At 70.6% G+C, this 24974-nt stretch carries 30 protein-coding genes and 1 tRNA gene; 18 read left to right on the top strand and 13 right to left on the bottom strand.

Features of this window, described 5'->3' with window-relative positions; genetic code table 11:
* Nucleotides 1-141: 141 nt before the first annotated feature.
* A complete protein-coding gene (locus tag EJ913_RS26140; protein WP_127003474.1) occupies nucleotides 142-765 on the top strand; it encodes a response regulator transcription factor in 624 nt (207 codons plus the stop codon).
* 20 nt (nucleotides 766-785) lie between these two features.
* Here EJ913_RS26140 and EJ913_RS26145 read toward each other — a convergent pair whose 3' ends face one another.
* Nucleotides 786-2531, bottom strand: coding sequence for a putative bifunctional diguanylate cyclase/phosphodiesterase (locus tag EJ913_RS26145; RefSeq protein ID WP_127003476.1), 1746 nt, complete (start codon nucleotides 2529-2531; stop codon nucleotides 786-788).
* Between the two features lie 443 nt (nucleotides 2532-2974).
* Here EJ913_RS26145 and EJ913_RS26150 point away from each other — a divergent pair, with 443 nt between their 5' ends.
* Nucleotides 2975-3814, top strand: a complete 840-nt coding sequence (locus EJ913_RS26150) for a universal stress protein (RefSeq protein ID WP_127003478.1) — start codon at nucleotides 2975-2977, stop codon at nucleotides 3812-3814.
* Nucleotides 3815-3853: 39 nt separating this feature from the next.
* Here the strand turns inward: EJ913_RS26150 and EJ913_RS26155 are convergent, their stop codons facing one another.
* Nucleotides 3854-4348 (bottom strand): thermonuclease family protein, encoded by a 495-nt coding sequence (locus tag EJ913_RS26155; RefSeq protein ID WP_244939492.1) that lies wholly within the window; start codon nucleotides 4346-4348, stop codon nucleotides 3854-3856.
* 165 nt (nucleotides 4349-4513) lie between these two features.
* A complete protein-coding gene (locus tag EJ913_RS26160; protein ID WP_127003480.1) occupies nucleotides 4514-4726 on the bottom strand; it encodes a DUF1674 domain-containing protein in 213 nt (70 codons plus the stop codon).
* 108 nt (nucleotides 4727-4834) lie between these two features.
* On the opposite strand from EJ913_RS26160, the gene htpX reads away from it, so the two are divergent.
* From htpX to EJ913_RS26175, 3 genes are all read left to right on the top strand, one after another.
* Nucleotides 4835-5776, top strand: a complete 942-nt coding sequence (gene htpX / locus EJ913_RS26165) for a zinc metalloprotease HtpX (RefSeq protein WP_127003482.1) — start codon at nucleotides 4835-4837, stop codon at nucleotides 5774-5776.
* 110 nt (nucleotides 5777-5886) lie between these two features.
* Nucleotides 5887-6819: a DHH family phosphoesterase gene (locus EJ913_RS26170; RefSeq protein ID WP_127003484.1), complete on the top strand. Its 933-nt coding sequence runs from the start codon at nucleotides 5887-5889 to the stop codon at nucleotides 6817-6819.
* A 16-nt stretch (nucleotides 6820-6835) separates the two neighbouring features.
* The gene (locus tag EJ913_RS26175; protein WP_127003486.1) at nucleotides 6836-7546 is read left to right on the top strand and encodes a hypothetical protein; all 711 of its coding nucleotides are present in this window, start codon (nucleotides 6836-6838) and stop codon (nucleotides 7544-7546) included.
* Nucleotides 7547-7580: 34 nt separating this feature from the next.
* Here the strand turns inward: EJ913_RS26175 and EJ913_RS26180 are convergent, their stop codons facing one another.
* Nucleotides 7581-8564: a CobD/CbiB family cobalamin biosynthesis protein gene (locus EJ913_RS26180; protein WP_127003488.1), complete on the bottom strand. Its 984-nt coding sequence runs from the start codon at nucleotides 8562-8564 to the stop codon at nucleotides 7581-7583.
* A 21-nt stretch (nucleotides 8565-8585) separates the two neighbouring features.
* Entirely contained in the window at nucleotides 8586-9137 is a 552-nt protein-coding gene (locus tag EJ913_RS26185) for an ankyrin repeat domain-containing protein (protein WP_127003490.1), read from the bottom strand.
* 98 nt (nucleotides 9138-9235) lie between these two features.
* Here EJ913_RS26185 and EJ913_RS31910 point away from each other — a divergent pair, with 98 nt between their 5' ends.
* The 3 genes from EJ913_RS31910 to EJ913_RS26195 all read left to right on the top strand — a co-directional run bounded on the left by EJ913_RS31910 (nucleotide 9236) and on the right by EJ913_RS26195 (nucleotide 11001).
* Entirely contained in the window at nucleotides 9236-9385 is a 150-nt protein-coding gene (locus EJ913_RS31910) for a hypothetical protein (RefSeq protein ID WP_185909941.1), read from the top strand.
* A gap of 87 nt (nucleotides 9386-9472) precedes the next feature.
* Nucleotides 9473-10126, top strand: coding sequence for a hypothetical protein (locus EJ913_RS26190; protein ID WP_127003492.1), 654 nt, complete (start codon nucleotides 9473-9475; stop codon nucleotides 10124-10126).
* Between the two features lie 116 nt (nucleotides 10127-10242).
* On the top strand, nucleotides 10243-11001 hold the full coding sequence (locus EJ913_RS26195; RefSeq protein ID WP_127003494.1) for a sulfite exporter TauE/SafE family protein: 759 nt from the start codon (nucleotides 10243-10245) through the stop codon (nucleotides 10999-11001).
* A 23-nt stretch (nucleotides 11002-11024) separates the two neighbouring features.
* Here EJ913_RS26195 and EJ913_RS26200 read toward each other — a convergent pair whose 3' ends face one another.
* Nucleotides 11025-11900, bottom strand: coding sequence for a methyltransferase domain-containing protein (locus tag EJ913_RS26200; RefSeq protein ID WP_127003496.1), 876 nt, complete (start codon nucleotides 11898-11900; stop codon nucleotides 11025-11027).
* Between the two features lie 104 nt (nucleotides 11901-12004).
* On the opposite strand from EJ913_RS26200, the gene EJ913_RS26205 reads away from it, so the two are divergent.
* The 4 genes from EJ913_RS26205 (at nucleotide 12005) to EJ913_RS26220 (ending at nucleotide 14242) form a co-directional block, all read left to right on the top strand.
* Entirely contained in the window at nucleotides 12005-12271 is a 267-nt protein-coding gene (locus tag EJ913_RS26205; RefSeq protein ID WP_127003498.1) for a flagellar biosynthetic protein FliQ, read from the top strand.
* Nucleotides 12272-12286: 15 nt separating this feature from the next.
* Nucleotides 12287-13033, top strand: coding sequence for a ComF family protein (locus tag EJ913_RS26210; protein ID WP_127003500.1), 747 nt, complete (start codon nucleotides 12287-12289; stop codon nucleotides 13031-13033).
* A gap of 112 nt (nucleotides 13034-13145) precedes the next feature.
* Nucleotides 13146-13409 carry a glutaredoxin 3 gene (gene grxC / locus EJ913_RS26215; protein ID WP_127003502.1) on the top strand — a complete coding sequence of 88 codons (264 nt, stop codon included), beginning with the start codon at nucleotides 13146-13148 and terminating at the stop codon, nucleotides 13407-13409.
* Complete coding sequence (locus tag EJ913_RS26220) at nucleotides 13406-14242, top strand: carbon-nitrogen hydrolase family protein (RefSeq protein ID WP_127003504.1); 837 nt, start codon at nucleotides 13406-13408, stop codon at nucleotides 14240-14242. Before grxC ends, EJ913_RS26220 begins: the two co-directional genes overlap by 4 nt.
* Nucleotides 14243-14310: 68 nt before the next feature.
* On the opposite strand, the gene upp is transcribed toward EJ913_RS26220, so the two are convergent.
* From upp to pyrF, 4 genes are all read right to left on the bottom strand, one after another.
* Nucleotides 14311-14961, bottom strand: coding sequence for a uracil phosphoribosyltransferase (gene upp / locus EJ913_RS26225; protein WP_127003506.1), 651 nt, complete (start codon nucleotides 14959-14961; stop codon nucleotides 14311-14313).
* A gap of 72 nt (nucleotides 14962-15033) precedes the next feature.
* A complete protein-coding gene (locus EJ913_RS26230; protein ID WP_127003508.1) occupies nucleotides 15034-15966 on the bottom strand; it encodes a diguanylate cyclase in 933 nt (310 codons plus the stop codon).
* A 106-nt stretch (nucleotides 15967-16072) separates the two neighbouring features.
* Nucleotides 16073-16717: a phosphoribosylanthranilate isomerase gene (locus tag EJ913_RS26235; RefSeq protein WP_127003510.1), complete on the bottom strand. Its 645-nt coding sequence runs from the start codon at nucleotides 16715-16717 to the stop codon at nucleotides 16073-16075.
* Entirely contained in the window at nucleotides 16714-17427 is a 714-nt protein-coding gene (gene pyrF / locus EJ913_RS26240; RefSeq protein ID WP_127003512.1) for an orotidine-5'-phosphate decarboxylase, read from the bottom strand. Before pyrF ends, EJ913_RS26235 begins: the two co-directional genes overlap by 4 nt.
* Before the next feature lie 182 nt (nucleotides 17428-17609).
* Here pyrF and EJ913_RS26245 point away from each other — a divergent pair, with 182 nt between their 5' ends.
* Nucleotides 17610-18215 (top strand): uracil-DNA glycosylase family protein, encoded by a 606-nt coding sequence (locus EJ913_RS26245; protein ID WP_127003514.1) that lies wholly within the window; start codon nucleotides 17610-17612, stop codon nucleotides 18213-18215.
* 4 nt (nucleotides 18216-18219) lie between these two features.
* On the opposite strand, the gene EJ913_RS26250 is transcribed toward EJ913_RS26245, so the two are convergent.
* Nucleotides 18220-18570, bottom strand: a complete 351-nt coding sequence (locus EJ913_RS26250; protein WP_127003516.1) for a metallopeptidase family protein — start codon at nucleotides 18568-18570, stop codon at nucleotides 18220-18222.
* A gap of 135 nt (nucleotides 18571-18705) precedes the next feature.
* Here EJ913_RS26250 and EJ913_RS26255 point away from each other — a divergent pair, with 135 nt between their 5' ends.
* From EJ913_RS26255 to EJ913_RS26270, 4 genes are all read left to right on the top strand, one after another.
* The gene (locus EJ913_RS26255; protein WP_127003518.1) at nucleotides 18706-19008 is read left to right on the top strand and encodes a 4a-hydroxytetrahydrobiopterin dehydratase; all 303 of its coding nucleotides are present in this window, start codon (nucleotides 18706-18708) and stop codon (nucleotides 19006-19008) included.
* A gap of 82 nt (nucleotides 19009-19090) precedes the next feature.
* Nucleotides 19091-20608 (top strand): ABC transporter substrate-binding protein, encoded by a 1518-nt coding sequence (locus EJ913_RS26260; RefSeq protein ID WP_127003520.1) that lies wholly within the window; start codon nucleotides 19091-19093, stop codon nucleotides 20606-20608.
* Between the two features lie 31 nt (nucleotides 20609-20639).
* Nucleotides 20640-21584, top strand: a complete 945-nt coding sequence (locus EJ913_RS26265; protein WP_127003522.1) for an ABC transporter permease — start codon at nucleotides 20640-20642, stop codon at nucleotides 21582-21584.
* Nucleotides 21581-22405 (top strand): ABC transporter permease, encoded by an 825-nt coding sequence (locus EJ913_RS26270; protein WP_244939493.1) that lies wholly within the window; start codon nucleotides 21581-21583, stop codon nucleotides 22403-22405. The genes EJ913_RS26265 and EJ913_RS26270 overlap by 4 nt, the downstream gene beginning before the upstream one ends.
* A 17-nt stretch (nucleotides 22406-22422) precedes the next feature.
* Here EJ913_RS26270 and EJ913_RS26275 read toward each other — a convergent pair whose 3' ends face one another.
* Complete coding sequence (locus EJ913_RS26275; protein ID WP_127003524.1) at nucleotides 22423-24045, bottom strand: hypothetical protein; 1623 nt, start codon at nucleotides 24043-24045, stop codon at nucleotides 22423-22425.
* 152 nt (nucleotides 24046-24197) lie between these two features.
* Nucleotides 24198-24692 (bottom strand): xanthine phosphoribosyltransferase, encoded by a 495-nt coding sequence (gpt, locus tag EJ913_RS26280; RefSeq protein ID WP_085555643.1) that lies wholly within the window; start codon nucleotides 24690-24692, stop codon nucleotides 24198-24200.
* 204 nt (nucleotides 24693-24896) lie between these two features.
* Here gpt and EJ913_RS26285 point away from each other — a divergent pair.
* Nucleotides 24897-24973 (top strand) — tRNA-Arg (locus EJ913_RS26285).
* Nucleotide 24974: the final 1 nt, after the last annotated feature.

A 24974-nucleotide genomic window follows, 5' to 3' on the forward strand; every position in this document is an offset into this window, starting at 1 on the left:
CCCATCCCTCCCCCGCCTTCGGCGGGAGAGGGTGCCGGATCCTTGATGGTGTTCGGCGGAGTTTCCTCTCCCGCGCAGCGGGGGAGGGTTAGGGAGGGGGCAAGCGCAGCCGCAACCGACACACCCCACCGGAGGATCGCCATGCACGCGAGCGTTCTCGTCCTGGACGACCGGCCCGTCATCCGTGCCGGCTGCCGCGTCCTGCTGGCCGAGGCCGGCTTCGGTCCGGTGCAGGAGGCGGAGCACGGCGAGCCCGGCCTGTCCCGCTGGCGCCGCGACCGCCCCGCCGCCACCGTGATCGGCCTTCCCGATCAGGACGGGTTCGAGACCGCCCAGGCCATCCTCGCGGAGGATCCGGCCACGGCGGTGGTGCTGTTCGGCGCCGGGACCGATCCCGCCCTCGCGGCGCGGGCGCTAAGGGCCGGGGTGCGCGGCTGCGTCGGCGACCGCGACCCCGCCGGCACGCTGGCGGCGGCGGTGGAGAGCGCGCTGGCCGGGACGGTGTTCCTGGGGCCACGGCTGGCGCAAGCCCTCGCCCTGCAGGCGCTGCTGCCGGCCGCCGACCCGCTGGCCCTGCTGACCCGGCGCGAGCGCGAAATCCTGGCCCAGATCGGGCATGGCCGGACGGCGGCGGTCATCGCGGGCGCGCTGGGCCTCAGCCACAAGACGGTCGCCAACGTCTGCACCCAGATCAAGGACAAGCTGGGCGCCGACAGCCCGCGCGCCTTGATCCGCATCGCCATCGAGGCCGGGCTGGCCGGGTAGCCCAGCCCCTTACGACACCTTCAGTCCAGCGGGCGCCAGGGCAGGTCGCCGCCCACCAGCTTGCCGGCGGCCTCCGGTGCCAACGGCCGGGCGAAGTGGTAGCCCTGCCCGTAGTCGCAGGCGAGCGCGCGCAGCAGGTTGGCGTCGGCGCTGGTCTCGATGCCCTCGGCGATCACGTCGAAGCCGAGCAGCCGCGCCAGATCCATGATGATGCGGACGATGGCGCGGTTCTCCTCCGACTGGTGCATGGCCGAGACGAAGGAGCGGTCCACCTTCAAGCTGTCGATCGGCAGCTTGTGCAGGTAGGACAGCGAGGAATAGCCGGTGCCGAAATCGTCGATGGACAGCTTGATCCCCAGCGTCCGCAAGTCCTGCAACAGGCGGATCGACTGCTCCGCCTTGTCCATCACCGCGCTCTCGGTCAGCTCCAGCTTCAGCCAGGACGGCTCCACCCCGGTCTCGCGCAGCACGTCGCGCACGACGTCGACGAGGTTGGGGTCGGAAAGCTGCCGGGTGGACAGGTTGACGCTCATGAACAACGGCGCCGATCCCGGCTCGCGCTGGTCCTGCCAGGCGGCGATCTGCTTGCAGGCCTCGCGCAGCACCCAGGTGCCGAGCGTCACCACCAGCCCGGTGCTCTCGGCGATGGGGATGAAGACGCCGGGGGGGATGTTGCCGCGCTCCGGGTGGTTCCAGCGGACCAGCGCCTCGAAGCCGGCCAAGCCACCGGTCACCATCTCGACGATGGGCTGGTAGGCGACCCACAGGTCGGTGCCGCCCTGGAGCGCGCCGCGCAGGTCGTGCTCCATCCGCACCTGCTCGACCACATGGGCGTGCATCGCCGGGTCGAACCAGGATTGCCGTCCGCCGCCCTGCTCGCGGGCGCGGCCGGTGGCGATCTCGGCGTCGCGCAGCACGTCCTCGGGCCGTTCGTGGGCGGGCAGCGCCACCGCCACGCCGATGCTGGCCGACAGGAACACCGTGCCCCCCGACCCGGAGCGCGCCGAGCGCACCACCCCGGACAACTCCTCCAGCGCCCGCTCCACCGCCGGTCGGTCGCAGGGACCGGCGACCAGCAGCGCGAAGGCGTGGTCGCTGACCCGCGCGATCAGGTCGAAGGCGGCGCCCTGCGCGCCCATCCGGTGGGCCAGATCCTCCAGCAGGTCGTTGGCGAAGGCTTGGCCCAGGCTGGTGCGGATGTCGGCGAAGCGGTCGATGTCCATGATGACGAGCGTGAACGGCTCGCCCATGCTGCGGTAATCCGCCATGTGCTTGAGCAGCATCAGGCGGTTGGCCATCCCGGTCACCGGGTCGTAGTAGGCGAGCCGGAACAGGTCGTCCTGTACCTGCCGCCGCTCCGTCATGTCCTGGATGATGACGAAATAGCCGGCGACGGCGCCGTCGGGCATGCGGTGCGGCGCGTGCAGGCGCAGGATGTAGCGCTGCTGCCCGTCGGCCTGCGTCAGCCAGCCTTCCGAGGACACCGTCTCCCCGTTCATCGCGCGCTTGGCGAGGCCCATGGTGCTGCGCTGCACCTCCGGCCCCAGCAGGTCGCCGATGGTGCAACCCAGCGCCCGCTCCAGCGTCGCGCCCATCATCTCCAGATACGCGCGGTTGGCGTAGATGTGGCGGCGGTCGCGATCGAAGAGGCCCACCTTGACCGGCATCGCGTCGAGAATCTGGCGCAGGGTATCGAGTGCCGGCGCACCGCTGGCGGTGCCGGACAACGCTTCGACCAGCGCGGAGATGTGGGGATCCGGATTCATGGCGAACAAAGATCGAGGGACTCGGCAGAAAATCGTTGCCCAACACTTACGCGATGTGTCGGTGGCGCGTCAAAACCAAAGCCGCCCGAAAAGACGGCAACTTGGCTGTTTCCACGAGATTGTTGCTGAACACAACGCTTCATACTCTAGTACTCACGCAAGCCGGGGTTGCGGTTGACCGCAATGCTCGGCCGTTTTCGCGGTCATTCTTCCTCAATGCCTTGCGAAAGACATCCTCCAGTGTGCCGGACGCCCTGAACCCGGAGTTGTCCCCTTTTATCCCACCGGTCGCGTTTGGGGAAAGTCGCGCAACCTCGGAATGCCAGCGCTTCCCATTCGGACGGTCGCGGCCACGCTGGGCGCGTCCTATACTGCCAACTCCGGTGGGGGTGTCGGCCCAGACCAAGCTCCCGCCCAACGACCGTTCAGGGGAGAACAACGCCATGGCACTCAAGGATCTGCTGGTGGTCGTCGACGACGGCGCGGCTTCGGCGGCGCGACTCGATCTGGCCGCCCGGCTGGCGGCCCGCGACGACGCCCATCTGACCGCGCTCTACGCCTACACCGACGTGTCCCTGCCCGGTTACATCCAGGCCGAGATTCCAGCGGACCTGCGCGCCGGCCGCCGCAAGGATCTCGACGCGCGGGTCGCGCGGGCCGCGCAGCGATTCGACGACGCGATGCGCCGGCACGGCCGGACCGAACGGTCGGAGTGGCTGGCGGTGGAGCGCGATCCGACCACCGCCGCCGCCGTCCACGGCCGCTACGCCGACCTGATCGTCGTCGGCCAGCCCGATCCGGACCGCGACCGCGACGAACTGGTCGCCCAGCCCGCCGACCTGCTGTTCGAGAGCGGCCGCCCGCTGCTGGTGGTTCCCTACGCCGGCACCTTCGCCACCATCGGCGAGCGGGTGCTGGTCGGCTGGAACGGCAGCCGCGAGGCCGCCCGCGCCATCGGCGACGCCCTGCCGCTGCTGCGCGGCGCCAAGCGGGTGGTGGTGATGGCCGCCAACCCCAAGCCCGGCCCGAAGGGCCTGGGCGACGAGCCCTGCGCCGACATCGCCCGCCACCTGTCCCGCCACGGCTGTAGGGTCGAGGCGACCCACGTCGCCACCGACGTGGTGGAGCCGGGCGACACGATCCTGAACACGGCGGCGGACGAGGGCTGCGACCTGCTGGTGATGGGCGCCTACGGCCGCTCGCGGCTGCGCGAGTTGGTGCTGGGCGGCATGACCCGCTACATGCTCCAGCACATGACCGTGCCGGTGCTGATGAGCCACTGAAGACCGAACAGGGCGGGGCGCCGGACGGCCACCGGCGGCTCAGCTCGGGTCCGCCTCCTCGCACCAGGAGCGGCGGCGTTCGCCGTGGTAGGGGCGGACCAGTCCGGTGCGCAGCAGCGCCTCGGTCAGGTCGCCGCCCCCGGCCACGTGGATCCGGGCGCGGACCCGGCCGCCGTATTTGTCGGGCTGCACGTCGAGCAGATGGACCAGCCCGGCGCCGACCAGCCCGCGCACCGCCTCGCGCGCGGATTCGGCCAGCGCCTTCTCCCGCGGGCAGTGGGCGCGCATCTCGGGCGCGTCGACGCCGTCCAGCCGGACGTTGGTCTCCACCGATTGACCGAGCCAGATGATCGCGCGGACGGTCAGCGTGTCGCCGTCCACCACCGCGACCACCTCCGCCGGGATCGGTCCGGGCAGCGTGGCGGGAGCGCCGCCCGCTTCCACCGCCCACAGGGCCGTGCCCAAGACCCCGCAGACCGCCACGGCAAGGCCGGACAGCGCGGCGGGTGACATCCGGCGGCGAAGCGCGTGCATGGGGAAAGCCTTGAGCCAAACCGGGCAGCGTGCCCGGACCACGACACAAGGCTACCCCGCCGCTTCCGTCAGGACAAGCTTAAACTAGGCTTATAGTCCTGAATACTTTTGTATTCCATTTGGTTTCTCAGCTTTTCAAGGCTGAAAGTCCTAAGCCTTGAGATCTCAGAAATCGGAGCAGCGGCCTTTGAACTCCCAGTCGCCGTAGCGGGTGGGTTCCGGGCCGTTCGGACCGCCGATCTCGCCGGGCTTCTGCTCCGGTCCCTTTCCGGGCGTGCCGCCTTCGGGAACGGTCTCGGCGGACGGCGGGGCGGCGGCTTCGGCGGTGGTGTCGGCACCGGTCTCTTCCGGGGCGGCGGCGGGGGTGTTTTCGGTCATGGCAACCTGCTTGCAACCATCTTGAAGGGGGGCTTCGGCCAAACCCATATCTGCCGGGAAACGGGACGGACACATCCCGCATCCCCATCCTGAACCGATGGAACGACCATGGCCAGCACTCTGAAGACCACCATCCTCCTGGCCGCGCTGACGGCCTTGTTCATGACGGTCGGCTTTCTGCTGGGCGGCAAGACCGGCCTGATCGTCGCCTTCGTCGCGGCGCTGGGCATGAACCTGTTCAGCTACTGGAACTCCGGCGACATGGTCCTGTCCATGTACGGCGCCCGCGAGGTGGATGCCTGGTCGGCGCCCGAGTTCCACGGCATCGTCGCCCGGTTGGCCGAACGCGCCGGCCTGCCGATGCCGCGCGTGTACGTCATCGAGAACGACCAGCCCAACGCGTTTGCCACCGGCCGCGACCCGGAGCACGCCGCCGTCGCCGCGACCACCGGCCTGCTGCGGATGCTGAGCCCGGAGGAGATCGCCGGGGTGATGGCGCACGAGCTGGCGCATGTGAAGAACCGCGACACCCTGATCATGACGGTCACCGCGACCATCGCCGGCGCGCTGTCGATGCTGGCGAATTTCGGGCTGTTCTTCGGCGGTTCCCATGGCAACGACGAACGCGGCGGCAATCCGCTGGGCCTGGTCGGCGGCCTCCTGGCGGCGATCCTGGCCCCCATCGCGGCCTCGCTGGTGCAGATGGCGATCAGCCGCACCCGCGAGTACGAGGCCGACCGCCTGGGCGCCGAGATCTGCGGGCGCCCGCTGTGGCTGGCCGACGCGCTGACCAACATCCACAACGCCGCCAACCACATCCCCAATCACCCGGCGCAGGCCAACCCGGCGACCGCCCACCTGTTCATCGCCAACCCGCTGCGCGGCGCCAGCCTGGGCAGCCTGTTCTCCACCCACCCGGACATGGGCGAGCGCGTGCAGCGCCTGCGCGCCATGGCCGGGGCCTTCGCGGGGCCGGCGCAGCCGCGCGGCGGCTTCATGCCGCAGGGTCCCTGGACCCGGCGCGAAACCCGGCGCGGCCCCTGGGGTTGACGGTTTCGCGCGGCGGAGACCGGAAACGGTTAGGGGATTGCGCGGCGCGGCGGTTGGCGACTACCCTCCCGCCACCGCGCAACCGTCCTCTCCGCCAAGGGAAGCCCGCAATGTCCGTCGCCGAGAAGTACCGTCTCGTCACCCGTTCCGACTTCGACGGGCTTGTCTGCGCCGTCCTGCTGAAGGAATTGGGCATCCTGGACGAGATCAAGTTCGTCCATCCCAAGGACATGCAGGACGGCAAGATCGAGATCACCGACCGCGACATCACCACCAACCTTCCCTATGTGGACGGCGCCCACCTCGTCTTCGACCATCACCTGTCGGAGACCATCCGCGTCGGCGAGAAGCCGAACTACGTCATCGACCCCAAGGCGCCCTCGGCGGCGCGCGTCGTCTACGACTATTACGGCGGCAAGGAGCGGTTCCCGACCATCTCCGAGGAGATGATGACGGCGGTCGATCAGGCCGATTCGGCGCGCTACGACCGCGACGACATCCTGACGCCCACCGGCTGGACCCTGCTGAACTTTATCATGGACGCGCGCACCGGGCTCGGCCGCTTCCGCGAGTTCCGCGTGTCGAACTACCAGTTGATGATGGATCTCATCGACTATTGCCGGAACCACTCCATCGACCAGATTCTGGCCCTGCCCGACGTGAAGGAACGGACGGAGCTGTACGCCCAGCACGCCGAACCCTTCGTCGACCAGCTCAAGCGCTGCTCGACCCTGCACGGCAACGTCGTGGTGCTGGACCTGCGCAACGAGGAGACGATCTTCGCCGGCAACCGCTTCATGATCTACGCGCTGTTCCCCGAGACCAACGTGTCGATCCACGTGCTGTGGGGCCTGAAGCAGCAGAACACCGTGCTCGCCTGCGGCAAGTCGATCATCAACCGCTCGTCGAAGACCGACATCGGCCCGCTGATGCTGGAATACGGCGGCGGCGGCCACCAGGCGGCCGGCACCTGCCAGGTTCCCAACGACCAGGCCGCCGAGGCGCTGGCGGCCATCGTCGCCCGCATGCGCGCGGACGGCTGAGGCTTCCGTTCCGGTCATGCCCACCACCCACCGCCTCTTCGCGGAGGCGTGGCTGGCCGATCTGTCGGCCGACACGCCGCGCGACCGGGCTCTCGACGCCGCCCGCTCCGGAATCGACGCGGCGCTTGCGCGGATCGACGCGGCGCTCGCCGGGTGGCGCGCCCATGCCGAGGCGCTGGGCGCGACCGGCGACCCGGCGCACATCGCCCCACTGCTGCGCGCGGAGACCGACGGGTTTCCCCAGGCCGCCGGGGCGGCGGACGGCGCGGTTCACGACGTCATGCGGCGCGTGGCCTTCAAGCGGCGGGAGCTGATGCCGCTGTTCCCTCCCCTGCTCGACCGCATCCGCGTCGCGCATGGCGAGGCCGCCCTTCACTGCGGCGCGGCCCGCTGGCGGCTGATGGCGGCGCGGACCCTGGCCGATCCCGGCGGCCCGTCCAGCCCGGTCCAGGGCTACGGCACCCGCTACGTGAAGAGCGACCGGTTCGACGCCCGCGCCCTCCAGAGCCTGTCCGCCGCCGACCGCGTCCGCGCCGACCGCGCGCTGAAACGTCTGGGCGAAAGCCCGATCCCGGAGGAACTGGATCTCCGCCCCCTGGACGGCGGGTTGTGGACGATCAAGGCCGGCGGCCGCAACCGCTTCATCCTGCGCACGGCGTCCGACCGGCGGGGGGCGTTGTATGTGGTCGAGGATGCGGGATTGTGGAGCGGGACCGAGGAGCTTTGAATGAGTCTTTCCATGGAAAAGCGATAAGCTTTCTCTACACCCCCGCGACGCCCCACATCAGCAGCGCCACCAGCCCGATGAGGATCAGCGCCGCGACGGCGTAGAGCGCCAGCGCCCGGCCGATGTCGGCGGAGGTCGCGCGGGCGCGGCCGTCGCCGATCCAGGCTTCGGTGATCACCACCCCGCCGTCGCGGTGCGGCCCGCCCAGCGACAGACCCAACGCGCCGGCCATCGCCGCGATGGGCCAACCCATGTTCAGCGACGGGTGCTTGCGCGCGTCCCGCGCCATGGCGCGGAAGGCGCCGCCGCCCTTGGCCGTGCCGATGAAGGGCGCCGCCACCGCCAGCAGCAGACCGGCCAGCCGCGCCGGCAGCGCGTTCAGCGCGTCGTCCAGCGTCGCGGCGGTCAGGCCGAAGCGCCCATGACGGATTCCGGGGCTGCCCAGCGCCGCGTCGGCCCCATCCATCGCCGTCCACACCAGCATCCCCGGCACGCCGAGCAGGGCGTAGGCGAAGACCGGCGCCACCAGCTTGCGGTCGAAGGCGCGGGCCGCCGCCTCCACCGCCGCGCGGGCGACGCCGTGTTCGTCCAGGCCGTAGACGTGGCGCCGGGTCAGCCCCTGGATCGCCTCCTGACCGGCGGAGGCGCCTCCCTTTTCCAGCGCGCGGCGCACCGCCCGCACCTTGGTCCAGGCGGCGCGCCCGCGCAGGCCGCACAGCAGCGCCAGCAGCTCCAGCAGCCAGCCGCGCCCCTGCCCGCCGACCCATTCGACCGCCAGCCCGGCCAGCGCGGCGAGCAGAATCACCACCAGCACGACCAGCGCCCCGCGCAGCAGCCGGTCGGTCGCCCCGCGCTGGATCCGGTTCAGCCGGGCGTCGGCCGCGTTGCAGAAGCGGAAGGCGAGACGCGCCGGATCGGGCAGAACGCGGTCCAGCCAATCGCCGAACACCGCGTCGACCGTCACCGCCAGGAGCAGCAGAAGCAGCGGGCCGGGACCGCCGAAGGCCATGCCGAACATTCCCGCCGCCTCTCCCGTCTCTCAGCGCGCGCCGGCTTGGCGCAGCAGGGCGGTCACGCGGGCGTTGCGCCCCTCCTGCGCCCAGTTCATGGCGGTGCGGCCGGTGAAGTCGGAACGGTCGACCTTGGCCCCGGCCTTCAGCAGACGGTCCACGAGTTCGGCCTGCCCCGCGCGCGAGGCGGTCATCAGCGGGGTGACGCCCTCGCGGTTGTCCTGGTCGACGCGGGCGCCCTTCTTCAGCAGAAGATCGACGATCTCGGCGTTGCCGCCCTCGACCGCCATCAGCAGCGGCGTGTTGCCGGCCTTGTCGGCCCGGTTGACGTTGGCGCCGCCGTCCAGCAGCAGCGTGACCATCGCCGGGTTCCCCGACCCGATGGCGCTCAACAGGACCGTCTTGCCGTGGATGTCGGTCTGGTTGGGGTTCTCACCCCGCAAAAGCTGCGACTTCGCGCCCGAGACATCGCCCTGCGTGACGGACTGCAGCAGGCTGGAGCCCTGGAATATGCTGATCTGGGCGTGGGCCGGGGCTCCGGCCCCCACGACGAGCAGACACGCAAGCAGCAGCCGCTTCATGGCGGGCATCCTTCCTTGACAGCATGGTGCGGCGGATACTAGCCAGAACGGCCGGCCCTTTGCCAGTTCGGCCTTTGTACGTCCGGATGCCGCCCGCCATGCTCCGCAACCCGCTCGCCCGCCACATCGCGCTGTTCCTGCTGGTCAAGGCCGTGCTGATCGGGCTGGGGCTGTGGTGGGTCCTGGGCGCCCTGCCCCAGCCGCGCGGCGCCGTGCCGCCCACGGCTTCGGCCGGCGCGGTTCGCTGACGGCCCCTTTCCCCAACGGAACCTCCACGCGCGCGCGGGGTTGGATTCAGTTCAAAGGAATACGTACGCGAACGGAGGGGTGGAGCCATGATCGACAACACCGGCACGAACCAGACGATCGTCGACGCGAGCGCGTGGACGGGCAATGGAACGGATGAGGGGAGCGGCGGCGGGACCGGCGGCGTCCGTGGCACCATCCGCGAGGCCGTCGCGGTCTTCGACAGCCGCGATTCGCTGCAAAGCGCCATCGACGACCTGACCATGGCCGGCTTCCAGCGCCACGAGCTGAGCGTGCTGGCCAACGACCAGACCATCAAGGACCGGCTGGGCCACGTTCCGGACCGGGTGGAGGACATGGCCCACGACCCCGACGCCCCGCGCCAGTCCTTCATCTCGCCGGAGGACGCCGGCAGCGCCAAGGGCGTCGCGGTGGGCTTCCCGGCCTATGTCGGCGCGATCCTGGCGACCGGCGCCGTGCTGGCGACCGGCGGCACCGCGCTCGCCGCCGCCGCAGCGGCCGCCGCCGCCGGCATGGGCGGAGGGGCGGCCGGGTCCTTCCTGTCGCAATGGCTGACCGACAAGCGCAACGAGCCGATGCTCCAGCACCTCGACAAGGGCGGCATCCTGCTGTGGGTCAACCTCGCCTCGCCGGCGCGCGAACAGGTCGCCGTGGAGATCCTGAACCGCCACGCCGTCCGCCAAGCCGAGGTGCACGAGGTCGCCCAAGCCGGCTCCTCCTGATCCCGGCCCCTTCGGCCATGCCTTGCACGGCGCGCCGGGCTGCCCGTTGACGCAGGTCATGGGCGCCGGGCGCGCCCTTGCGCTATGGTCGGGGATCGCATCCGGAGATCCGACCCGTGGACGCCCTGAGTCTGCTGCACGATGGCCTCAACCAATGCGCCGTGGTCGTCGGCCGCGACGGCGGCCTGTTCCTGGCCCTGGCATCGGCCGGTCTGGTCGGCGGCGCCACCCATTGCAGCGGCATGTGCGGCCCCTTCGTGCTGGCGCAGGTGTCGGCCCGGCTGGAGCATGTCCCGGCGGCGCGCATGTCGGAGTTCCACCGGCTGACCGGCGCCGCCGTCCTGCCTTATCATTTCGGACGTGGAACGACCTACGCGCTGATCGGCGCAGTGGCCGCCTCGGTCGCCGGCCATGTCGGCGCGCTGCCCGGTCTGCGCTGGCTGTCGGTGGCGCTTCTGGCGTTCGCCGCGCTTTTCTTTTTCGGATACGCAACGAAGAGCGCCGTGGCGTGGCTGCCTCGGCGCGGCGGCTCGTTCCAGCGCTGGTGGAGCGAGCGGGTGTCGCGCCTCGCCCGCCCGCTGTTCGGCAACCCGACCGGCTGGCGCGGCTACGGGCTGGGCCTGGCGCTGGGCTTCATCCCCTGCGGAATGCTCTACGGCGCGGTCGCCGTCGCGGCGGCGAGCGGCAGCGCGCTCAGCGGGGCGCTCGGCATGATCGCGTTCACGGCGGGCACGGTGCCGGCGCTGCTGGCGGTCGGGCTCGCCGGGCATCTGGCCGGGCGCACCTGGGGTGGGGTGGTCGCCCGCGTCGCACCGGCGATCATGCTGGTCAACGCGGGCGTGCTGGGCTGGATGGCGTGGACGCTGGCCGCGTAGAACAGCCGCGTCCCTTCCAAGCGTCAGTGCCCCTTCAGTGCCTGCCCCAGCGGGGTTTCGCCGCTGCCGGGCTTCAGGGGCTGCTGCTGGCTTTCGTGCGGCGCCCAGGCGGCGAGGTACAGCACCTGGAAGGTCACCGGAATGCGCCCGTCCGGCTCGGCATACAACTCGGCGTAGCGGCGGGCGGCGTCGAACAGCAGGCCTCGCGTCGCCGGAACCTTGCGGCGTGCCAGCACCGTGTTGGTCTCCCCCATGCCGCGCAGTTCGCGCATCAGGGCGAAGGCGTCGGAGTAGGTGACGGTCAGCGTGTCGCTGTCCACCACCGGCAGGGCGAAGCCGGCGCGCTGCAGCAGGCTGCCGGCGTCCTTGATCTCGGCGAAGGGCGACACGCGCGGCGACACGCCGCCCGACGCTTCCATCTCGGCCTCGTACAGGCAGCGGCGCAGCTCGAACAGGGTCTCGCCGCCCAGCATCGCGGCGCAGAAGAAGCCGTCGGGCTTCAGCGTCTGGCGGATCTGCGTCAGCGCGCCCGGCAGGTCGTTGACCCAGTGCAGGCTGAGGTTGCTCACCGCCAGATCGAAGCTGGCCGGGGCGAAGGGCAGGAACTCCTCGTCGGCGGCGATCCCGCGCGCGGCGCGCGCGAATTCCGGCGACAGGTCGCAGGCGACCAGCCGCTCGATCCCCTTGCGCCCGGCCAGGACCCGGCCCATGGCCCCGTCGTGGCAACCGAGGTCGAGCGCGGTCGGGAAGGAACGCCGGACATCCTCCAGCCGGTCGGCCAGCCGCTCGGCGATTTCGTCGAACAGGAAGGAGTGGTCGTTGAATTCGGGGACGGCGCGGTCGCGGCGGCGGCGGACGAGCGCGCGGTCGAAGACAATCATGCTGTCGGAGGTCGTCATGGCCGCACTATACCGCAGCCCCGCGCCGCGACAACCGTGCTAGGGTACGGGTGCGCGGGATGGAACGGTTCCACCCGGCCCGACCGGCAAGGACACCGATCCGCATGGGCATGGAGGAAGCCATCGGCGTCACCTACGAGGCGCTGATCGTCATCATCAAGATCTCCTTCCCCGCCCTGGCGATCACCACGGCGCTGGGCGCCATCCTGACGATCTTCCAGTCGGTGACCAACATCAACGAAGCCTCGATCCAGCAGGATCTGAAGATCTTCTCGACGCTGGCCATCCTGTTCGTCACCGGCCCGGCGATCTACCTCGCGCTGCGCGACTACACCCTGCTGATCTTCGAACGCATCGCCATGCTGCATTAGGGCGGGGCCGTCGCGATGCCGTCCCGTCCCGCGCTGTTCCGTTTCGCCGCCGCCGCGTCCACGGCGCTGCTGGACGCGCTGCTGCCGCCGCGCTGCCTGTGCTGTGGCACGGCGGTCGACCGGCAGGGCGGCCTGTGCCCGCCCTGCTGGACGGGCCTGAGCTTCATCGCCCCGCCCTTCTGCGCCCGCTGCGGCCTGCCCTTCGAGTACGAGGCGCAGGACGGCGCTGTCTGCGGCGCCTGTGTGGCCGAACCGCCCGCCTTCGCCCGCGCCCGCGCGGTGCTGGTCTACGACGACGGCAGCCGCCCCTTGGTGCTGGGCTTCAAGCACGGCGACCGCATCCACGCCGCCGACGCCTATGGCGGGTGGCTCGCCCGCGCCGGGGCGGAGCTGCTGAGCGACGCCGATGTGCTGGCTCCGGTGCCGCTGCACTGGGGCCGCCTGTTCCGCCGCCGCTACAACCAGGCGGCCCTGCTCGCCAAAGCCCTTTCCAAGCGGGCCGGCGTCCCGACCGTCCCCGACCTTCTGGTCCGCCGGCGCGCCACCCCGACCCAGGGTGGGCTGGACCGCAAGGGCCGCCACCGCAACGTCAAGGGCGCCTTCCGGCTGCGCGCGACGGGGACGGTGGCCGGCAAGCGCGTGGTGCTGGTGGACGACGTGCTGACCACCGGCGCGACGCTCGCCGAATGCGCGCGGGTGCTGACCAGGGCCGGCGCCGCGCGGGTGGACGTGCTGACGCTCGCCCGCGTCGTCAAGGGCTGACGCCCGCGCCGTCACGGCAAGGCTGAAGCGCGGCGATGCCGGGCGCGACATCTGGTGTGGTCGCCATGTTGATCCTATAATTCCTTCAATTCCCGCCAGGAGCGTTCCAAGCATGGCCGAGATCGTCATCTACACCACGCCCTACTGCCCCTACTGCGCGCGGGCCAAGAGCCTGCTCGACCGCAAGGGGGTCTCCTACGAGGAGATCGACCTCACCGTCCATCCCGGCCGCCGCGCCGAGATGGTGCAGCGCGCCGAGGGGCGGACCACCGTCCCGCAGATCTTCGTCGACGGCACGCCCTACGGCGGCAGCGACGATATCCACGCGCTGGACCGCGCCGGGAAGCTCGACCCGATCCTGGGCCTGCCGGCATGAGTGGCGTGCTGAAGGCCGCCTGCGTCCAGGTGAACGCGGGCACCGAGCTGGAGGCCAATCTGGCTTCGGCGGGCGATCTGGTCCGCCGGGCGCGCGACGCCGGAGCCGATTTCATCACGCTGCCGGAGAACGTCGGCTGGATGGTCCAGGGCCGGGCCAAGATCATGGCGCGGGTCCGCGGCGAGGCGGAGCACCCCGGGGTGGCCTTCTTCGCCGGTCTGGCGCGAGAGACGGGGGCGTGGATCCTGTCCGGCACCCTGCACGTCCTGCTGGACGGAGAGCGCGTCGCCAACCGCAGCTATCTGTTCGACCCGCAGGGCCGCGCGGTCGCCCATTACGACAAGATCCACATGTTCGACGTGGATCTGAAGGGCGGCGAGAGCTACCGCGAATCGGCCACCTTCCGGCCGGGAGAGCGGGCGGTGGTCGCCGGCACGCCGTGGGGCGGCGTCGGCCTGACCATCTGCTACGACGTGCGCTTTCCCTATCTGCACCGGGCGCTGGCCAAGGCCGGGGCGTCGATCCTCACGGCGCCCGCCGCCTTCACCGTGCCGACCGGCCGGGCGCATTGGCACACGCTGCTGCGCGCCCGCGCCATCGAGACCGGCTGCTTCGTCGTCGCGGCGGCGCAGACCGGCACGCACGACGAGGGGCGGCAGACCTACGGCCACTCCCTGATTGTCGCCCCCTGGGGCGAGGTGCTGGCCGACGCGGGCGAGGAGGTCGGCTTCGTCGTCGCCGAACTGGACATGGCGCGGGTCGAGGAGGCCCGCCGCATGGTTCCGGCGCTCACCCACGACCGCGACTTCGAGGTGGTGCGCACGGGGTTCTGAAACCCGTCCGGGTCCCGCTGACGCATCCCTTCCCCCGCTTGCGCAGGGGAAGGGGATACGTCCGGTCCTTACTTGGTGCCGAACATCCGGTCGCCGGCGTCGCCCAGGCCCGGCACGATGTAGGCGTTCTCGTCCAGATGGCTGTCGAGCGCGGCGGTGAAGACCTTCACGTCCGGGTGCTTCTCGTGGAAGCGCCGGACCCCTTCCGGGGCGGCGACCAGCGCCATGAAGCGGATGTCGGCGTCCTCGACCCCGTGCCGGTTCAGCACGTCGCAGGCGTGGGCGGCGGAGTTGCCGGTCGCCAGCATCGGGTCGACGACGATGAACAGCCGGCCCTCGGCGGGCGGCAGCTTCACCAGATACTCGTGCGGCTGCTTGGTGTCGTGGTCGCGGTAGAGCCCGATGTGGCCCTCGCGCGCCGACGGCACCAGCTCCAGCAGCCCCGCCGACATGCCGAGCCCGGCGCGCAGCACCGGCACGACGGCCAGCTTCTTGCCCAGGATCACCGGGGCGTCCATCGCCTGCATCGGCGTGTCGATGCGCTCGGTGGTCAGCGGGATGTCGCGGGTCAGCTCGTAGCCCATCAGCAGCGAGATCTCGCGCAGCAGGGTGCGGAAACCGCCGGTCGAGCGCTTCTTGTCCCGCATGTGGGTCAGCTTGTGCTGGATCAGCGGGTGGTCGAGGATGAACAGATTGGGAAAATCGGGCTGGGTGCGCATTGAATCCGGCTTCCGGCTGGCGGGAGGTTGGCCCCGATCCTAACCGCCCGCCGCCCGCAAACCAAGACGCGCTTATGCCCGTTGTGGCCGTGACGGCTTGACCCCGGCGGAATCCGTGGGGAGCGGCACTGGGCGGTCGACGCCGTGGCGGATCACCCGGTTGCGCCCGGAATGCTTGGCTTGGTAGAGCGCGCGGTCGGCGCAGACGATCAGCTCGTCGATCGACAGCCCGGCCCGGACCTCCACCAGCCCGAAGGAGGCGGTGACCGGCACCAGCCGGCCGTCGGGCAGCGGCACCGGCGATTCCATCAGGTCGATCCGCAGCCGCTCGATCACCGCGAAGCCCTCGGCCATGTCGGTTTCCTTGAGGCAGACGAGGAACTCCTCGCCGCCCATGCGGAACGCCTCGTCGAAGCTGCGCACCCCCCGGCTGATGACGGCGGCGGTGGCCGCCAGCACCCGGTCGCCGATGTCGTGGCCGTAGGTGTCGTTGATGCCCTTGAACTTGTCGATGTCGGCCAGCGCGAGGCAGAAGGTCTGGCCGGTGCGGCTGTAGCGGTTGTGCTCGCGCTCCAGCGCCTCCAGCATGCCGCGCCGGGTCCGCAGGCCGGTCAACGGGTCGAGCCCGGAGGCGGCGGCGCCGAAGGCGCGCTCCAGACGTCGCAGATGCAGGGTGAACTCCTCGAAGCGGGCGATCACCGACTCGTATTCGGCCTCGCTCGGGGTGTCGCCGCCCGACGCCTTGAGCAGCACCAGCCGGGCCTGCCGGTGCATCTGCTCGTGCAGGGAAGCCAGCTTCTGCACCGCCGGCTGGTGGACCAGATCGTCGCGGCTGGCCGCCCCGCACCACGCCGCGAAGGAGGCCGGAGCCGAGGCCCGCTCCCCTCCCTGCCCGTCGCGGAAGAAGGCGGCGCGGTGCCACTGCCCGATCCAGCGCAGGTGCTCGTCAAGGACGACGCCCAGCATGTCGACCGCGGGCAGGGTGGAAGAGGTCGTTTCGCTCATGGACGCCATCCTAACCGACGAAGCGGATCAAGACCATGCAACCAAGATAAGCCCGACACTTCGTCTCAAATCCCCGGCAACCCGTTCAAGGTCGTTTTGCCCAGGATCACAGCCGGGCGGCGGCGTCCAGGAAGGCGCGGACCAGGGCCGGATCCTTGTGGCCCGGCCGGTCCTCGACGCCCGACGACACGTCGATCTCGGTGGCGCCGGTGACGCGCACCGCCTCGGCGACGTTCTCGGGCGTCAGGCCGCCGGACAGCATCCAGGGCTTGGGCCAGCGCCGCCCGGCCAGCAGCGTCCAGTCGAAGGCGATGCCGTTGCCGCCCGGCAGCGCCGCGACCTTGGCCGGCGGCTTGGCGTCGAACAGCAGGCGGTCGGCGGTCTCGGCGGCCTCCAGGGCGGCGGCCAGATCCTCCGGCCCGCCGATCTTGACCGCCTTCATCACCGGCATGCCGTAGCGCGCCTTGATTTCGGCGACGCGGCGCGGCGTCTCCTTGCCGTGCAGTTGGATCAGGTCGAGCGGGACCTGTCCGACGACGTGCTCCAGGAACTCGTCGTCGGGATCGACGAACAACCCGACGGAGCGGATGCCGGTCGGCACCAGCCGCGCCAGATCGGCCGCCAGCGCCGGGGCGACCGCGCGCGGGCTGGGCGGGTAGAAGACGAAGCCGACGTAGCGCGCTCCGCCGGTGACGGCGGCGCGCAGGCTTTCCGGCTCGCTGAGCCCGCAGATCTTGGTCAGGACGGTCATGCGGCCTCCTCGATTTCGGCGACGATGCGGCGGGCGGCGGCGGCGGGATCCGCGGACGCGGTGATCGGGCGGCCGATGACCAGATGGTCGGCGCCGGCGGCGACCGCCTCGGCCGGGGTCATGAAGCGCTTCTGGTCGTTGGTGGCCGACCACACCGGGCGGATGCCCGGCACCATCAGGATGAAGTCCGGCCCGCAGGCCGCGCGCAGCCGCGCCACCTCGGCCGGGGAGCAGACGACGCCGTCCACCCCGGACTCCTTGGCCAGCAGCGCCAGCCGGGTGACCTGATCGGCGACCGGCAGCGCCTGCCCGACCCCGCGCAGATCGTCCTCGTCGAGGCTGGTCAGCACGGTGACGGCGAGGATCTTGGGACGCTCCGCCCCGCCCTCCGCCGCCGCGTCGGCCGCCGCGCGCATCATGGCGCCGCCGCCTGACGCGTGGATGGTCATGAAGGCCGGCTTCAACGGCAGCGCGGAGCGGATGCCCGACGCCACGGTGTTGGGGATGTCGTGCAGCTTGAGGTCCAGGAACAGCGGCGGGCCGTTCTCCCCGATCACGGCGCGGACGCCGGCGGGGCCTTGGGCGATGAAGAACTCCAGCCCCAGCTTGATGCCGCCGACCGCCCCGTTCACCTGCGCGGCGGTCCGGCGGGCGCTGTCGATCTCGGTGGTGTCGACGGCGCAGAAGATGCGCGAGGCGGGCGAAGTCATGGGGCTGCGGTCTCCAAGGCCTGGATCTATGACGGTCCGGCACCCTAGCAAGGGGCGGACGCTTCCGCCAGAGGGGGCGCCCTGCGGTTTTCGCCGAGAAACCGGCCGAGCCGACGCTGGAATCGCCATACCCGAACCGCTATCTCCCGCTTCTCAACCCCAAGACCGGAATCCATCGCCCCTTGTCCGACATCGAGAGCCTGTTCGCGGAGGTCCGTGCCTGCACCCTGTGCGCGGGCGTGCTGCCGCATGGCTGCCGTCCGGTGATGCGCGGCACGCCGTCGTCGCGCCTGCTGATCGTCGGGCAGGCGCCCGGCGCGCGGGTCCACGCCAGCGGCATCCCGTGGAACGACCCGTCGGGAGACCGGCTGCGGCGCTGGCTCGACATGGGACGCGACGCCTTCTACGACGAATCGCGGATCGCCGTGGTGCCGATGGGGCTGTGCTATCCGGGCACCGCGCCGCCCAACGCGCAAGGAAAGAGCGGCGGCGACTACCCGCCGCGTCCGGAATGCGCGCCGCTGTGGCACCCGCCGCTGCTGGCCGCGCTCACTGGGGTGCGGCTGACCCTGCTGATCGGGCAGTACGCCCAGGCGCGCTACCTCGGCGCCAAGCGCAAGGCCAGCATGACCGAGACGGTGGCGGCGTGGCGCGAGTACGGCCCGGCCTTCCTGCCCCTGCCGCACCCGAGCTGGCGCAACACGGCCTGGCTGAACCGCAACCCGTGGTTCGACGAGGAGTTGGTCCCCGTCCTGCGCCGCCGGGTCGCCGAGATCCTCGCCGACTGACCGCCTATTCCATCGCCTCGATCCGCTCCATGTCGTCGTCGGAGAGGCCGAAATGGTGGCCGATCTCGTGGATCAACACATGGCGGACGATGGCCGGCAGATCCTCGCCGGTCTCGCACCAGTAATCCAGGATCGGGCGGCGGTAGAGGAAGATCATGTCCGGCTCGGCGCGCGGGGCGGCGACGCTTTGCCGCGTCAGATCCACCCCCCGGTACAGGCCCAGCAGGTCGAAGGGGCTTTCCAGCTCCATCTCCCGCTCGGTATCCTCGTCGGGGAAATCCTCGATGCGGATCAGGATGTTCCCGACCGGGGCCAGCAGCTCCGCCGGGATGGTGTCGAGGGCGTCTTCGGCCATCCGTTCCAGGTCTTGGACCGTGGGCGGAACCGTATGGGGACCTGCGGGTTTCCGTATCATGGCCCAGAAGGTAGCGAAGGGCGGCCCGTCCGCCAAGGAGCGCCGCCGAAACAAAACCAAGGAAGGAAAGCCAACATGTCGGAACGACTGGTCGGGGCGCATCGCCAGACGGCGCTGAAGGAACTGCACGGCTGGGCCGAGGTCCTGGAACGCGACGCCTTCCGCAAGACCTACCATTTTCCCGATTTCCCGGCGGCCTGGGGCTTCATGAACCAGGTGGCGCTGCTGGCCGAGAAGACCGGCCACCACCCGGAATGGTTCAACGATCTGGGCCGGGTCGAGGTGATCCTCTACACCCGCTCCGCCGACGGGGTGACCCAGGCCGACGTCGATTTCGCCCACCGGCTGGACCAGATGGCCCCGGCGCACGACCGTTAAACCCGACGCGGAAGCCGGCTTGCGCTCTCCCCCGCTGCGCCGCATCATCGCGGCAACGAACAAACGGGGGAGTGACACCATCATGCCGAACCGCAAGCCGCGCCCCGCCGCCGCTGCCGGACTGGCCGCCGGGCTGCTGGCCGCCCTTGCCTTTGGAAGCGCGCTCGGGGGAGCGCCGGCCCTGGCGCAGACCCGCGCCGACGTGGTCGTCGGCATGGCGCTGGAGCCGCCGCATCTCGACCCCACGGCGGGCGCGGCGGCGGCGATCAAAGAGGTCACCTACGCCAACCTCTACGAGCCGCTGACCCGCGTCGACGCCGAGGGCAACGTCGTGCCCGCCCTGGCGCGGACCTGGACGGTGTCGGAGGACGGGCTGACCTACCGCTTCACCCTGCGGTCGGGCGCCAAATTCCACGACGGCAGCGTTTGCGATTCGGCGGACGTGAAGTTCTCGCTCGACCGCGCGCGGGCGACGGATTCGGTCAACGCGCAGAAGGCCTATTTCGCCTCGATCGCCGCGGTCGAGACCCCCGATCCGGGCACCGTGGTGGTGACGCTGTCGCGCCCCGACGGGCTGTTCCTGTTCCACATGGCCAGCGGCGACGCCGCCATCGTGGCGCCGGAGAGCGCTTCGACCAACAAGCAGAAGCCGGTCGGCACCGGCCCCTTCAAGTTCGACCGCTGGGTGGCCGGCGACCGCGTGGTGCTGGTCCGCAATCCCGATTACGACGGCCCGAAGCCGGCGCTGGAGCGCGTGTCCTTCCGCTTCATCAGCGACCCGGCAGCACAGGTCGCGGCGCTGAAGGCCGGCGACGTGGACGCCTTCACCCTGTTCAGCACCTACGAGGCGCTGCCCGAGTTCCGCAACGATCCGAAGTTCACCGTCACCGTCGGCACGACGGAGGGCGAGACCATCCTGTCCACCAACAACGCCCGCAAGCCCTTCGACGACGTCCGCGTCCGCCGCGCCATGGCCCACGCCATCGACCGCAAGACGCTGATCGAAGGCGTGCTCTACGGCAACGGCGCCGCCATCGGCAGCCATTTCCCGCCGCACCGCGCCGGCTACGTCGATCTGACGGGGCTCTACCCCTACGACCCGGCCAAGGCGAAGGCGCTGCTGGCCGAGGCCGGGCTTCCCAACGGCTTCGATACCACGCTGCGCCTGCCGCCGCCGCCCTATGCCCGGCGCGGCGGCGAGTTGGTCGCCGCGATGCTGGCCGAGGTCGGCATCCGGGTGAAAATCGAGCCGATGGAATGGGCCGCGTGGCTGGAGAAGGTGTTCAAGGGCAAGGACTACGACCTCTCCATGATCGCCCACACCGAGCCGCTGGACATCGACGTCTACGGCCGCGCCGACTACTACTTCAATTACAGGAACGACCGCTTCAAGGCGCTCGACGAGGAGTTGAACCGCACCCAGGACCCCGCCAAGCGCAACGCGCTCTACGGCGACCAGCAGCGCTTGCTGGCCGAGGACGCGGTGAACGGCTTCCTGTTCATGCTGCCCTCGGTGACGGTGCAGAACGCCAAGCTGGCGGGGATGTGGGCGAACCGCCCGATCCAGGCCAACGACGTGACCGGTGTGTCGTGGAAGTGATTGGGTTCCGGAGACCGATGGGAACGGCCGCGTGCTCGCCTTTCTTCTGCGCCGGCTGCTGACGCTGCTGCTGACCGCGTGGCTCGCCACCGTTGCGGTCTTCGCCGTGCTGGAGGCGGTGCCGGGCGACCCGGCGCTGCTGATGCTGGGCGTCAACGCCCAGCCCGACACGCTGGCCGCATTGCGCGCCCAAATGGGGCTCGACCGGCCGATGGCCGAGCGCTACCTGCGCTGGACCGCCGGGCTGCTGCGCGGCGATCTCGGCGTCAGCCTGACCTACGCCCGGCCGGTCGCCGGTCTGGTGGCGGAGCGGCTGGTGGTCACCCTGCCGCTGGCCCTGCTGTCGCTGGCGATGAGCACGCTCGCGGCCATCCCGCTGGGTCTGCTGGCGGCGGCGCGGCGCGGGCGCGGCGGGGACTGGGCGGTGATGGGCTTCGCGCAGCTGGGCGTGGCGATGCCGAGCTTCTGGATCGCCATCCTGCTGATCCTGCTCTTCTCGGTGACGCTGGGCTGGTTCCCGGCCGGCGGCTTTCCGGGCTGGGAGGCCGGGGTTGGACCGGCGCTGAAGGCGCTGCTGCTGCCCGCCGTGGCGCTGGCGGTGCCGGAGGCCGCGATCCTGGCGCGGGTCACCCGCACGGCGGTGCTCGACACGCTGGGCGAGGACCACATCCGCACCGCGCGCGCCAAGGGCGTCGGCCGGGCGGCGGTGCTGCTGCGCCACGCCCTGCCCAACGCGCTGATCCCGGTGGCGACGGTGCTGGGGCTGCAACTCTCCTTCCTGGTCGCGGGCGCCGTGGTGGTGGAGAACGTCTTCACCCTGCCGGGGCTGGGGCGGCTGCTGTACCAAGCCATCGGGCAGCGGGATCTGATCGTGGTGCAGGGGGTCGTGGTGGTGCTGGCGGTCTTCGTGGTGGTGGTCAACGCGCTGGTGGACATCGCCTGCGCCATGGTCGACCCAAGGCCGAGGGCGTCGTGAGGCGGCTCCCCCTCTCGCTCTGGCTCGGCCTGACCCTGGTCGCGCTCTTGCTCGCCGTCGCCCTGCTGTCGCTGGTGTGGACGCCCTTCCCGGCCGACAAAATCCGCGTCGTCGCCCGGCTGCGCCCGCCCGGCGCCGAGCACTGGCTCGGCACCGACCATTTCGGACGCGACGTGCTGTCGATGATCATGGTCGGCGCCCGCAACTCGCTGTCCATCGGGGCGATGGCGGTCGGGTTGGGGCTGGTCTTCGGCGTGCCGCTGGGGTTGGCCGCCGCCGCGCTCGGACGCTGGGGGGACGAGATCCTCGCCCGGCTCGGCGATCTGGTCTTCGCCTTTCCGGCCGTGCTGTCGGCCATCCTGCTGACCGCCGTGCTGGGGGCCGGCGCCGTCAACGTCGTCCTGGCGCTCGGCCTGTTCAACGCCGCCGTGCTGGCCCGCGTCACCCGTGGCGCCGCCCAGGCGGTGTGGCGGCGCGAGTTCGTCCGCGCGGCGCTGGCGCTGGGGCGCGAGCCGCTGTCGGTGACCCTGGTGCATGTGCTGCCGAACGTGGCCGGCATCGTGACGGTGCAGGCGACGGTGCTGTTCGCCGTCGCCATCGTGAACGAGGCGGCCTTGAGCTACCTCGGCCTCGGCATCCAGCCGCCCAGCCCCAGCTGGGGTAAGATGCTGGGCGACGCGCAGACCCATCTGTTCACCGCCCCCCTGCAGGCGGTCTTCCCCGGACTGGCCATCGCGCTGAGCGTTCTGGGGCTGACTCTGCTGGGCGACGGCCTGCGCGACTGGCTCGACCCCCGCCACCGGACCTCGGGAATCCTGTAACCGTTCCCGGCCGGTTCTCAGCGGGGTGCGAGCGCCCGGTCGGACAACTCGATCAGGTCCATCAACTCGTTGCTCTTCCAATAGCGCGACTTGCCGACCTCGGTCCGCGCGGTGGCGACCAGCTCGTCGATGATCGCCCGCTCCTCCGGGTCGAGGTCGCCGCCACGCTCCAGCCGGTGCGACAGCAGGCGGGTCATGTTGTGGCTGAAGCTGGGGATCCAGGCGCTGATCCGCTGGCCGAACACGCCGCTCAGCGTGTTGATGCGCAGCAGATGCTCCATCCGCTCGTCGAGCGTCTCGCCCTCCTCGAACTTCATCGCCCGCTCGACGTTGGCGCGCAACTCCTCCAGCAGGGTCTCGCGCCACTTCACCAGATCGTAGGTCTCGAAGCCGAAATCGCGGGACATCCGCTGCCACAGGCAGAGCAGCCGGTCGAGCCACACCACGTCGTCCTGGTCGACGACCGGGTGCCGCCGCGCCGCCGCCGCCTGGGAGGAGCGCTCCAGCGCCACCGCCGCGACGCGCGAACCGATGACCTTGCCGGCGGCAGTCCAGGCGTTGCGGAAGGCCGGCTCGCTGCGGCGGTCCTCCATCAGCCCGGCGGCGGCCACCGCGTCGATCAGCGCGGCCAGACGCCCGGTCAGCGCCTCCAGCCGGAGCCTTTCCTTGGCGCTCGGCCGGATCGCGGAGCCGGGAACCCGTTCGTTCAGCCGGAGGGTGGCGCCGAGCGCGGCGGTCAGCGCGCGGGTGACGCCGATGAAATGGCCGGTCAGCGCCGCCGTCACCGCGTCGCCGCGTCCGGGATCGACACCGCTCTGCCGGATGTAGAGCGCGATCACGCCGTAATTGCCCTTCACCGTCAGCACCGACAGCGGCAGCAGCAGGGCGTCGTCGTCGCCGTGGCGCTCGCGCAGGGTCTCGGTCGCCTCCACCAGGGCGTCGGCCCGGCGGCTGCGCTCCATCTCCCCGGCGGGGGCGGGGGAAAAGCCCTCCAGCCGCCCGGCGACCTCCGCCATGGAGCCGTTCGCCCCGGCCATCACGGCGTGCATCAGCCGCAGCGTGCCGATCTCGACCGGCGGGGGCTTTTCCAGGAAGCCAGACATCAGGCGGGTGCGGCGCTGCCGGTTGCGCGACATGGTCGCCAGCGCCTCGTCGGCGGTCTTCTTGGAGGCGAGCAGCCCGTCGAGGTGCTTGACCGCCGCCACCCGCATCCGCTCCTTCAGGGCGGTCGCGGTGGGGGATTTCAGCACGCGGTCGATCACCTCGTCGCGCGCCATCTCGTCGAGTTGTTCCTGCGCCTCAACCGCCAGCAGGGGGAAGGCGTCGCGGCTGAGCAGTTCCCACAGGGCACCGGCGTCCACCCGCTGCAGCATGCCCGGAACCGCGACGCCCGCGTGGTAGAGCGCGTCGTCGTCGATCAGGAAGGCTTCGAACAGGCTGGTGAACAGGCGCCGGGCGCGGTTGGTGCGCTGGCGGTTGAGGTATTCGATGACGTATTGCCGCACGAGCTGGACCCGGTCGGCCGACTCGTCGTCCATGCTCTCGATCTCGCTCAGCAGGCTGTAGACGAGGCTGGAAGGCAGGCGCGTCACCAGATCGTCGATCTTGGCGCGCAGGTCGTCGGGCGTGGCTTCGGTCATGCGCGGGACATCACGCGGAGGTGGTTGCGCCGATGCGCGGATTGTCCCGCCGTTGTAGCGGCGAAGAGATTAATTTTGGTGTAACGATTCGCTCCGGGGCGATCGCGGGGTGGCCTTTGGGGCCGCCCCGCGCCGCATCCCGTCCGGGAGCGTCAGCCGTTGCGCTGCTTGGCGATCGGCTGGGAGAATTGCAGCTCGATGTCCCAGGGGAAATGGATCCAGGTGTCCTGGCTGACCTCGGTGATGAAGGTATCGACCAGGGGACGGCCGGCGGGCTTGGCGTAGACGGTGGCAAAATGCGCCTTGGGCAGCATCTTGCGCACGATCACCGCGGTCTTCCCGGTGTCCACCAGATCGTCGATGATCAGCCAGCCCTCGCCGTCGCCGGCGTGGGAACCCTCGACGCCCTTGAGCACCGCCGCCTCGCGCTGGTTCTGGTGGTCGTAGCTGGAGACGCAGACCGTGTCGATCAGGCGGATTTCCAGCTCACGCGCGATGATCGCGGCGGGAACCATGCCGCCGCGCGTGATCGCGATGATGCCCTTCCACGGGCCCTTGTCGATCAGGCGCCAGGCGAGCGCCTTGGCGTTGCGGTGCAGCTCTTCCCACGACACCGGGAAATGCTTGTTCGATGAGGCTTCGGCCACGGGATGAACTCCGGAAAACGACAAGGGGTCTGTATAGCGCAGGCGGGCTTTTCCGGCAATCCGGCCCGCCGCGCCGGGACGCATGGCCACAGGGTGAAAAAAGGCCGAAAAAAGCGCTTGCGGGGCTTGGGCCTTTTGAGTAAGTTGCGCGCCTCGACGCCGACGGCCTACCGCCGGTGCCGGGAAGAGTGCCGTGTACAGGATGCGCCCGTAGCTCAGCTGGATAGAGCATCAGACTACGAATCTGAGGGTCAGGAGTTCGAATCTCTTCGGGCGCGCCAT

Origin of the sequence: Azospirillum doebereinerae, assembly GCF_003989665.1 — a bacterium.
Classification (GTDB): Bacteria; Pseudomonadota; Alphaproteobacteria; order Azospirillales; family Azospirillaceae; genus Azospirillum; species Azospirillum doebereinerae.

Coding starts and splice junctions, on each gene's coding strand:
- htpX (WP_127003482.1), top strand. CDS start 4,835: ATGGCCAGCACTCTGAAGACCACCATCCTCCTGGCCGCGCTGACGGCC.
- EJ913_RS31910 (WP_185909941.1), top strand. CDS start 9,236: ATGCTCCGCAACCCGCTCGCCCGCCACATCGCGCTGTTCCTGCTGGTC.
- EJ913_RS26145 (WP_127003476.1), bottom strand. CDS start 2,531: ATGAATCCGGATCCCCACATCTCCGCGCTGGTCGAAGCGTTGTCCGGC.
- EJ913_RS26180 (WP_127003488.1), bottom strand. CDS start 8,564: ATGTTCGGCATGGCCTTCGGCGGTCCCGGCCCGCTGCTTCTGCTGCTC.
- EJ913_RS26275 (WP_127003524.1), bottom strand. CDS start 24,045: ATGACCGAAGCCACGCCCGACGACCTGCGCGCCAAGATCGACGATCTG.
- EJ913_RS26230 (WP_127003508.1), bottom strand. CDS start 15,966: ATGAGCGAAACGACCTCTTCCACCCTGCCCGCGGTCGACATGCTGGGC.
- upp (WP_127003506.1), bottom strand. CDS start 14,961: ATGCGCACCCAGCCCGATTTTCCCAATCTGTTCATCCTCGACCACCCG.
- EJ913_RS26235 (WP_127003510.1), bottom strand. CDS start 16,717: ATGACCGTCCTGACCAAGATCTGCGGGCTCAGCGAGCCGGAAAGCCTG.
- EJ913_RS26255 (WP_127003518.1), top strand. CDS start 18,706: ATGTCGGAACGACTGGTCGGGGCGCATCGCCAGACGGCGCTGAAGGAA.
- pyrF (WP_127003512.1), bottom strand. CDS start 17,427: ATGACTTCGCCCGCCTCGCGCATCTTCTGCGCCGTCGACACCACCGAG.
- EJ913_RS26210 (WP_127003500.1), top strand. CDS start 12,287: ATGCCGTCCCGTCCCGCGCTGTTCCGTTTCGCCGCCGCCGCGTCCACG.
- EJ913_RS26200 (WP_127003496.1), bottom strand. CDS start 11,900: ATGACGACCTCCGACAGCATGATTGTCTTCGACCGCGCGCTCGTCCGC.
- EJ913_RS26220 (WP_127003504.1), top strand. CDS start 13,406: ATGAGTGGCGTGCTGAAGGCCGCCTGCGTCCAGGTGAACGCGGGCACC.
- EJ913_RS26140 (WP_127003474.1), top strand. CDS start 142: ATGCACGCGAGCGTTCTCGTCCTGGACGACCGGCCCGTCATCCGTGCC.
- EJ913_RS26155 (WP_244939492.1), bottom strand. CDS start 4,348: ATGCACGCGCTTCGCCGCCGGATGTCACCCGCCGCGCTGTCCGGCCTT.
- EJ913_RS26250 (WP_127003516.1), bottom strand. CDS start 18,570: ATGGCCGAAGACGCCCTCGACACCATCCCGGCGGAGCTGCTGGCCCCG.
- EJ913_RS26170 (WP_127003484.1), top strand. CDS start 5,887: ATGTCCGTCGCCGAGAAGTACCGTCTCGTCACCCGTTCCGACTTCGAC.
- EJ913_RS26175 (WP_127003486.1), top strand. CDS start 6,836: ATGCCCACCACCCACCGCCTCTTCGCGGAGGCGTGGCTGGCCGATCTG.
- EJ913_RS26150 (WP_127003478.1), top strand. CDS start 2,975: ATGGCACTCAAGGATCTGCTGGTGGTCGTCGACGACGGCGCGGCTTCG.
- EJ913_RS26260 (WP_127003520.1), top strand. CDS start 19,091: ATGCCGAACCGCAAGCCGCGCCCCGCCGCCGCTGCCGGACTGGCCGCC.
- EJ913_RS26190 (WP_127003492.1), top strand. CDS start 9,473: ATGATCGACAACACCGGCACGAACCAGACGATCGTCGACGCGAGCGCG.
- grxC (WP_127003502.1), top strand. CDS start 13,146: ATGGCCGAGATCGTCATCTACACCACGCCCTACTGCCCCTACTGCGCG.
- EJ913_RS26160 (WP_127003480.1), bottom strand. CDS start 4,726: ATGACCGAAAACACCCCCGCCGCCGCCCCGGAAGAGACCGGTGCCGAC.
- EJ913_RS26185 (WP_127003490.1), bottom strand. CDS start 9,137: ATGAAGCGGCTGCTGCTTGCGTGTCTGCTCGTCGTGGGGGCCGGAGCC.
- EJ913_RS26205 (WP_127003498.1), top strand. CDS start 12,005: ATGGGCATGGAGGAAGCCATCGGCGTCACCTACGAGGCGCTGATCGTC.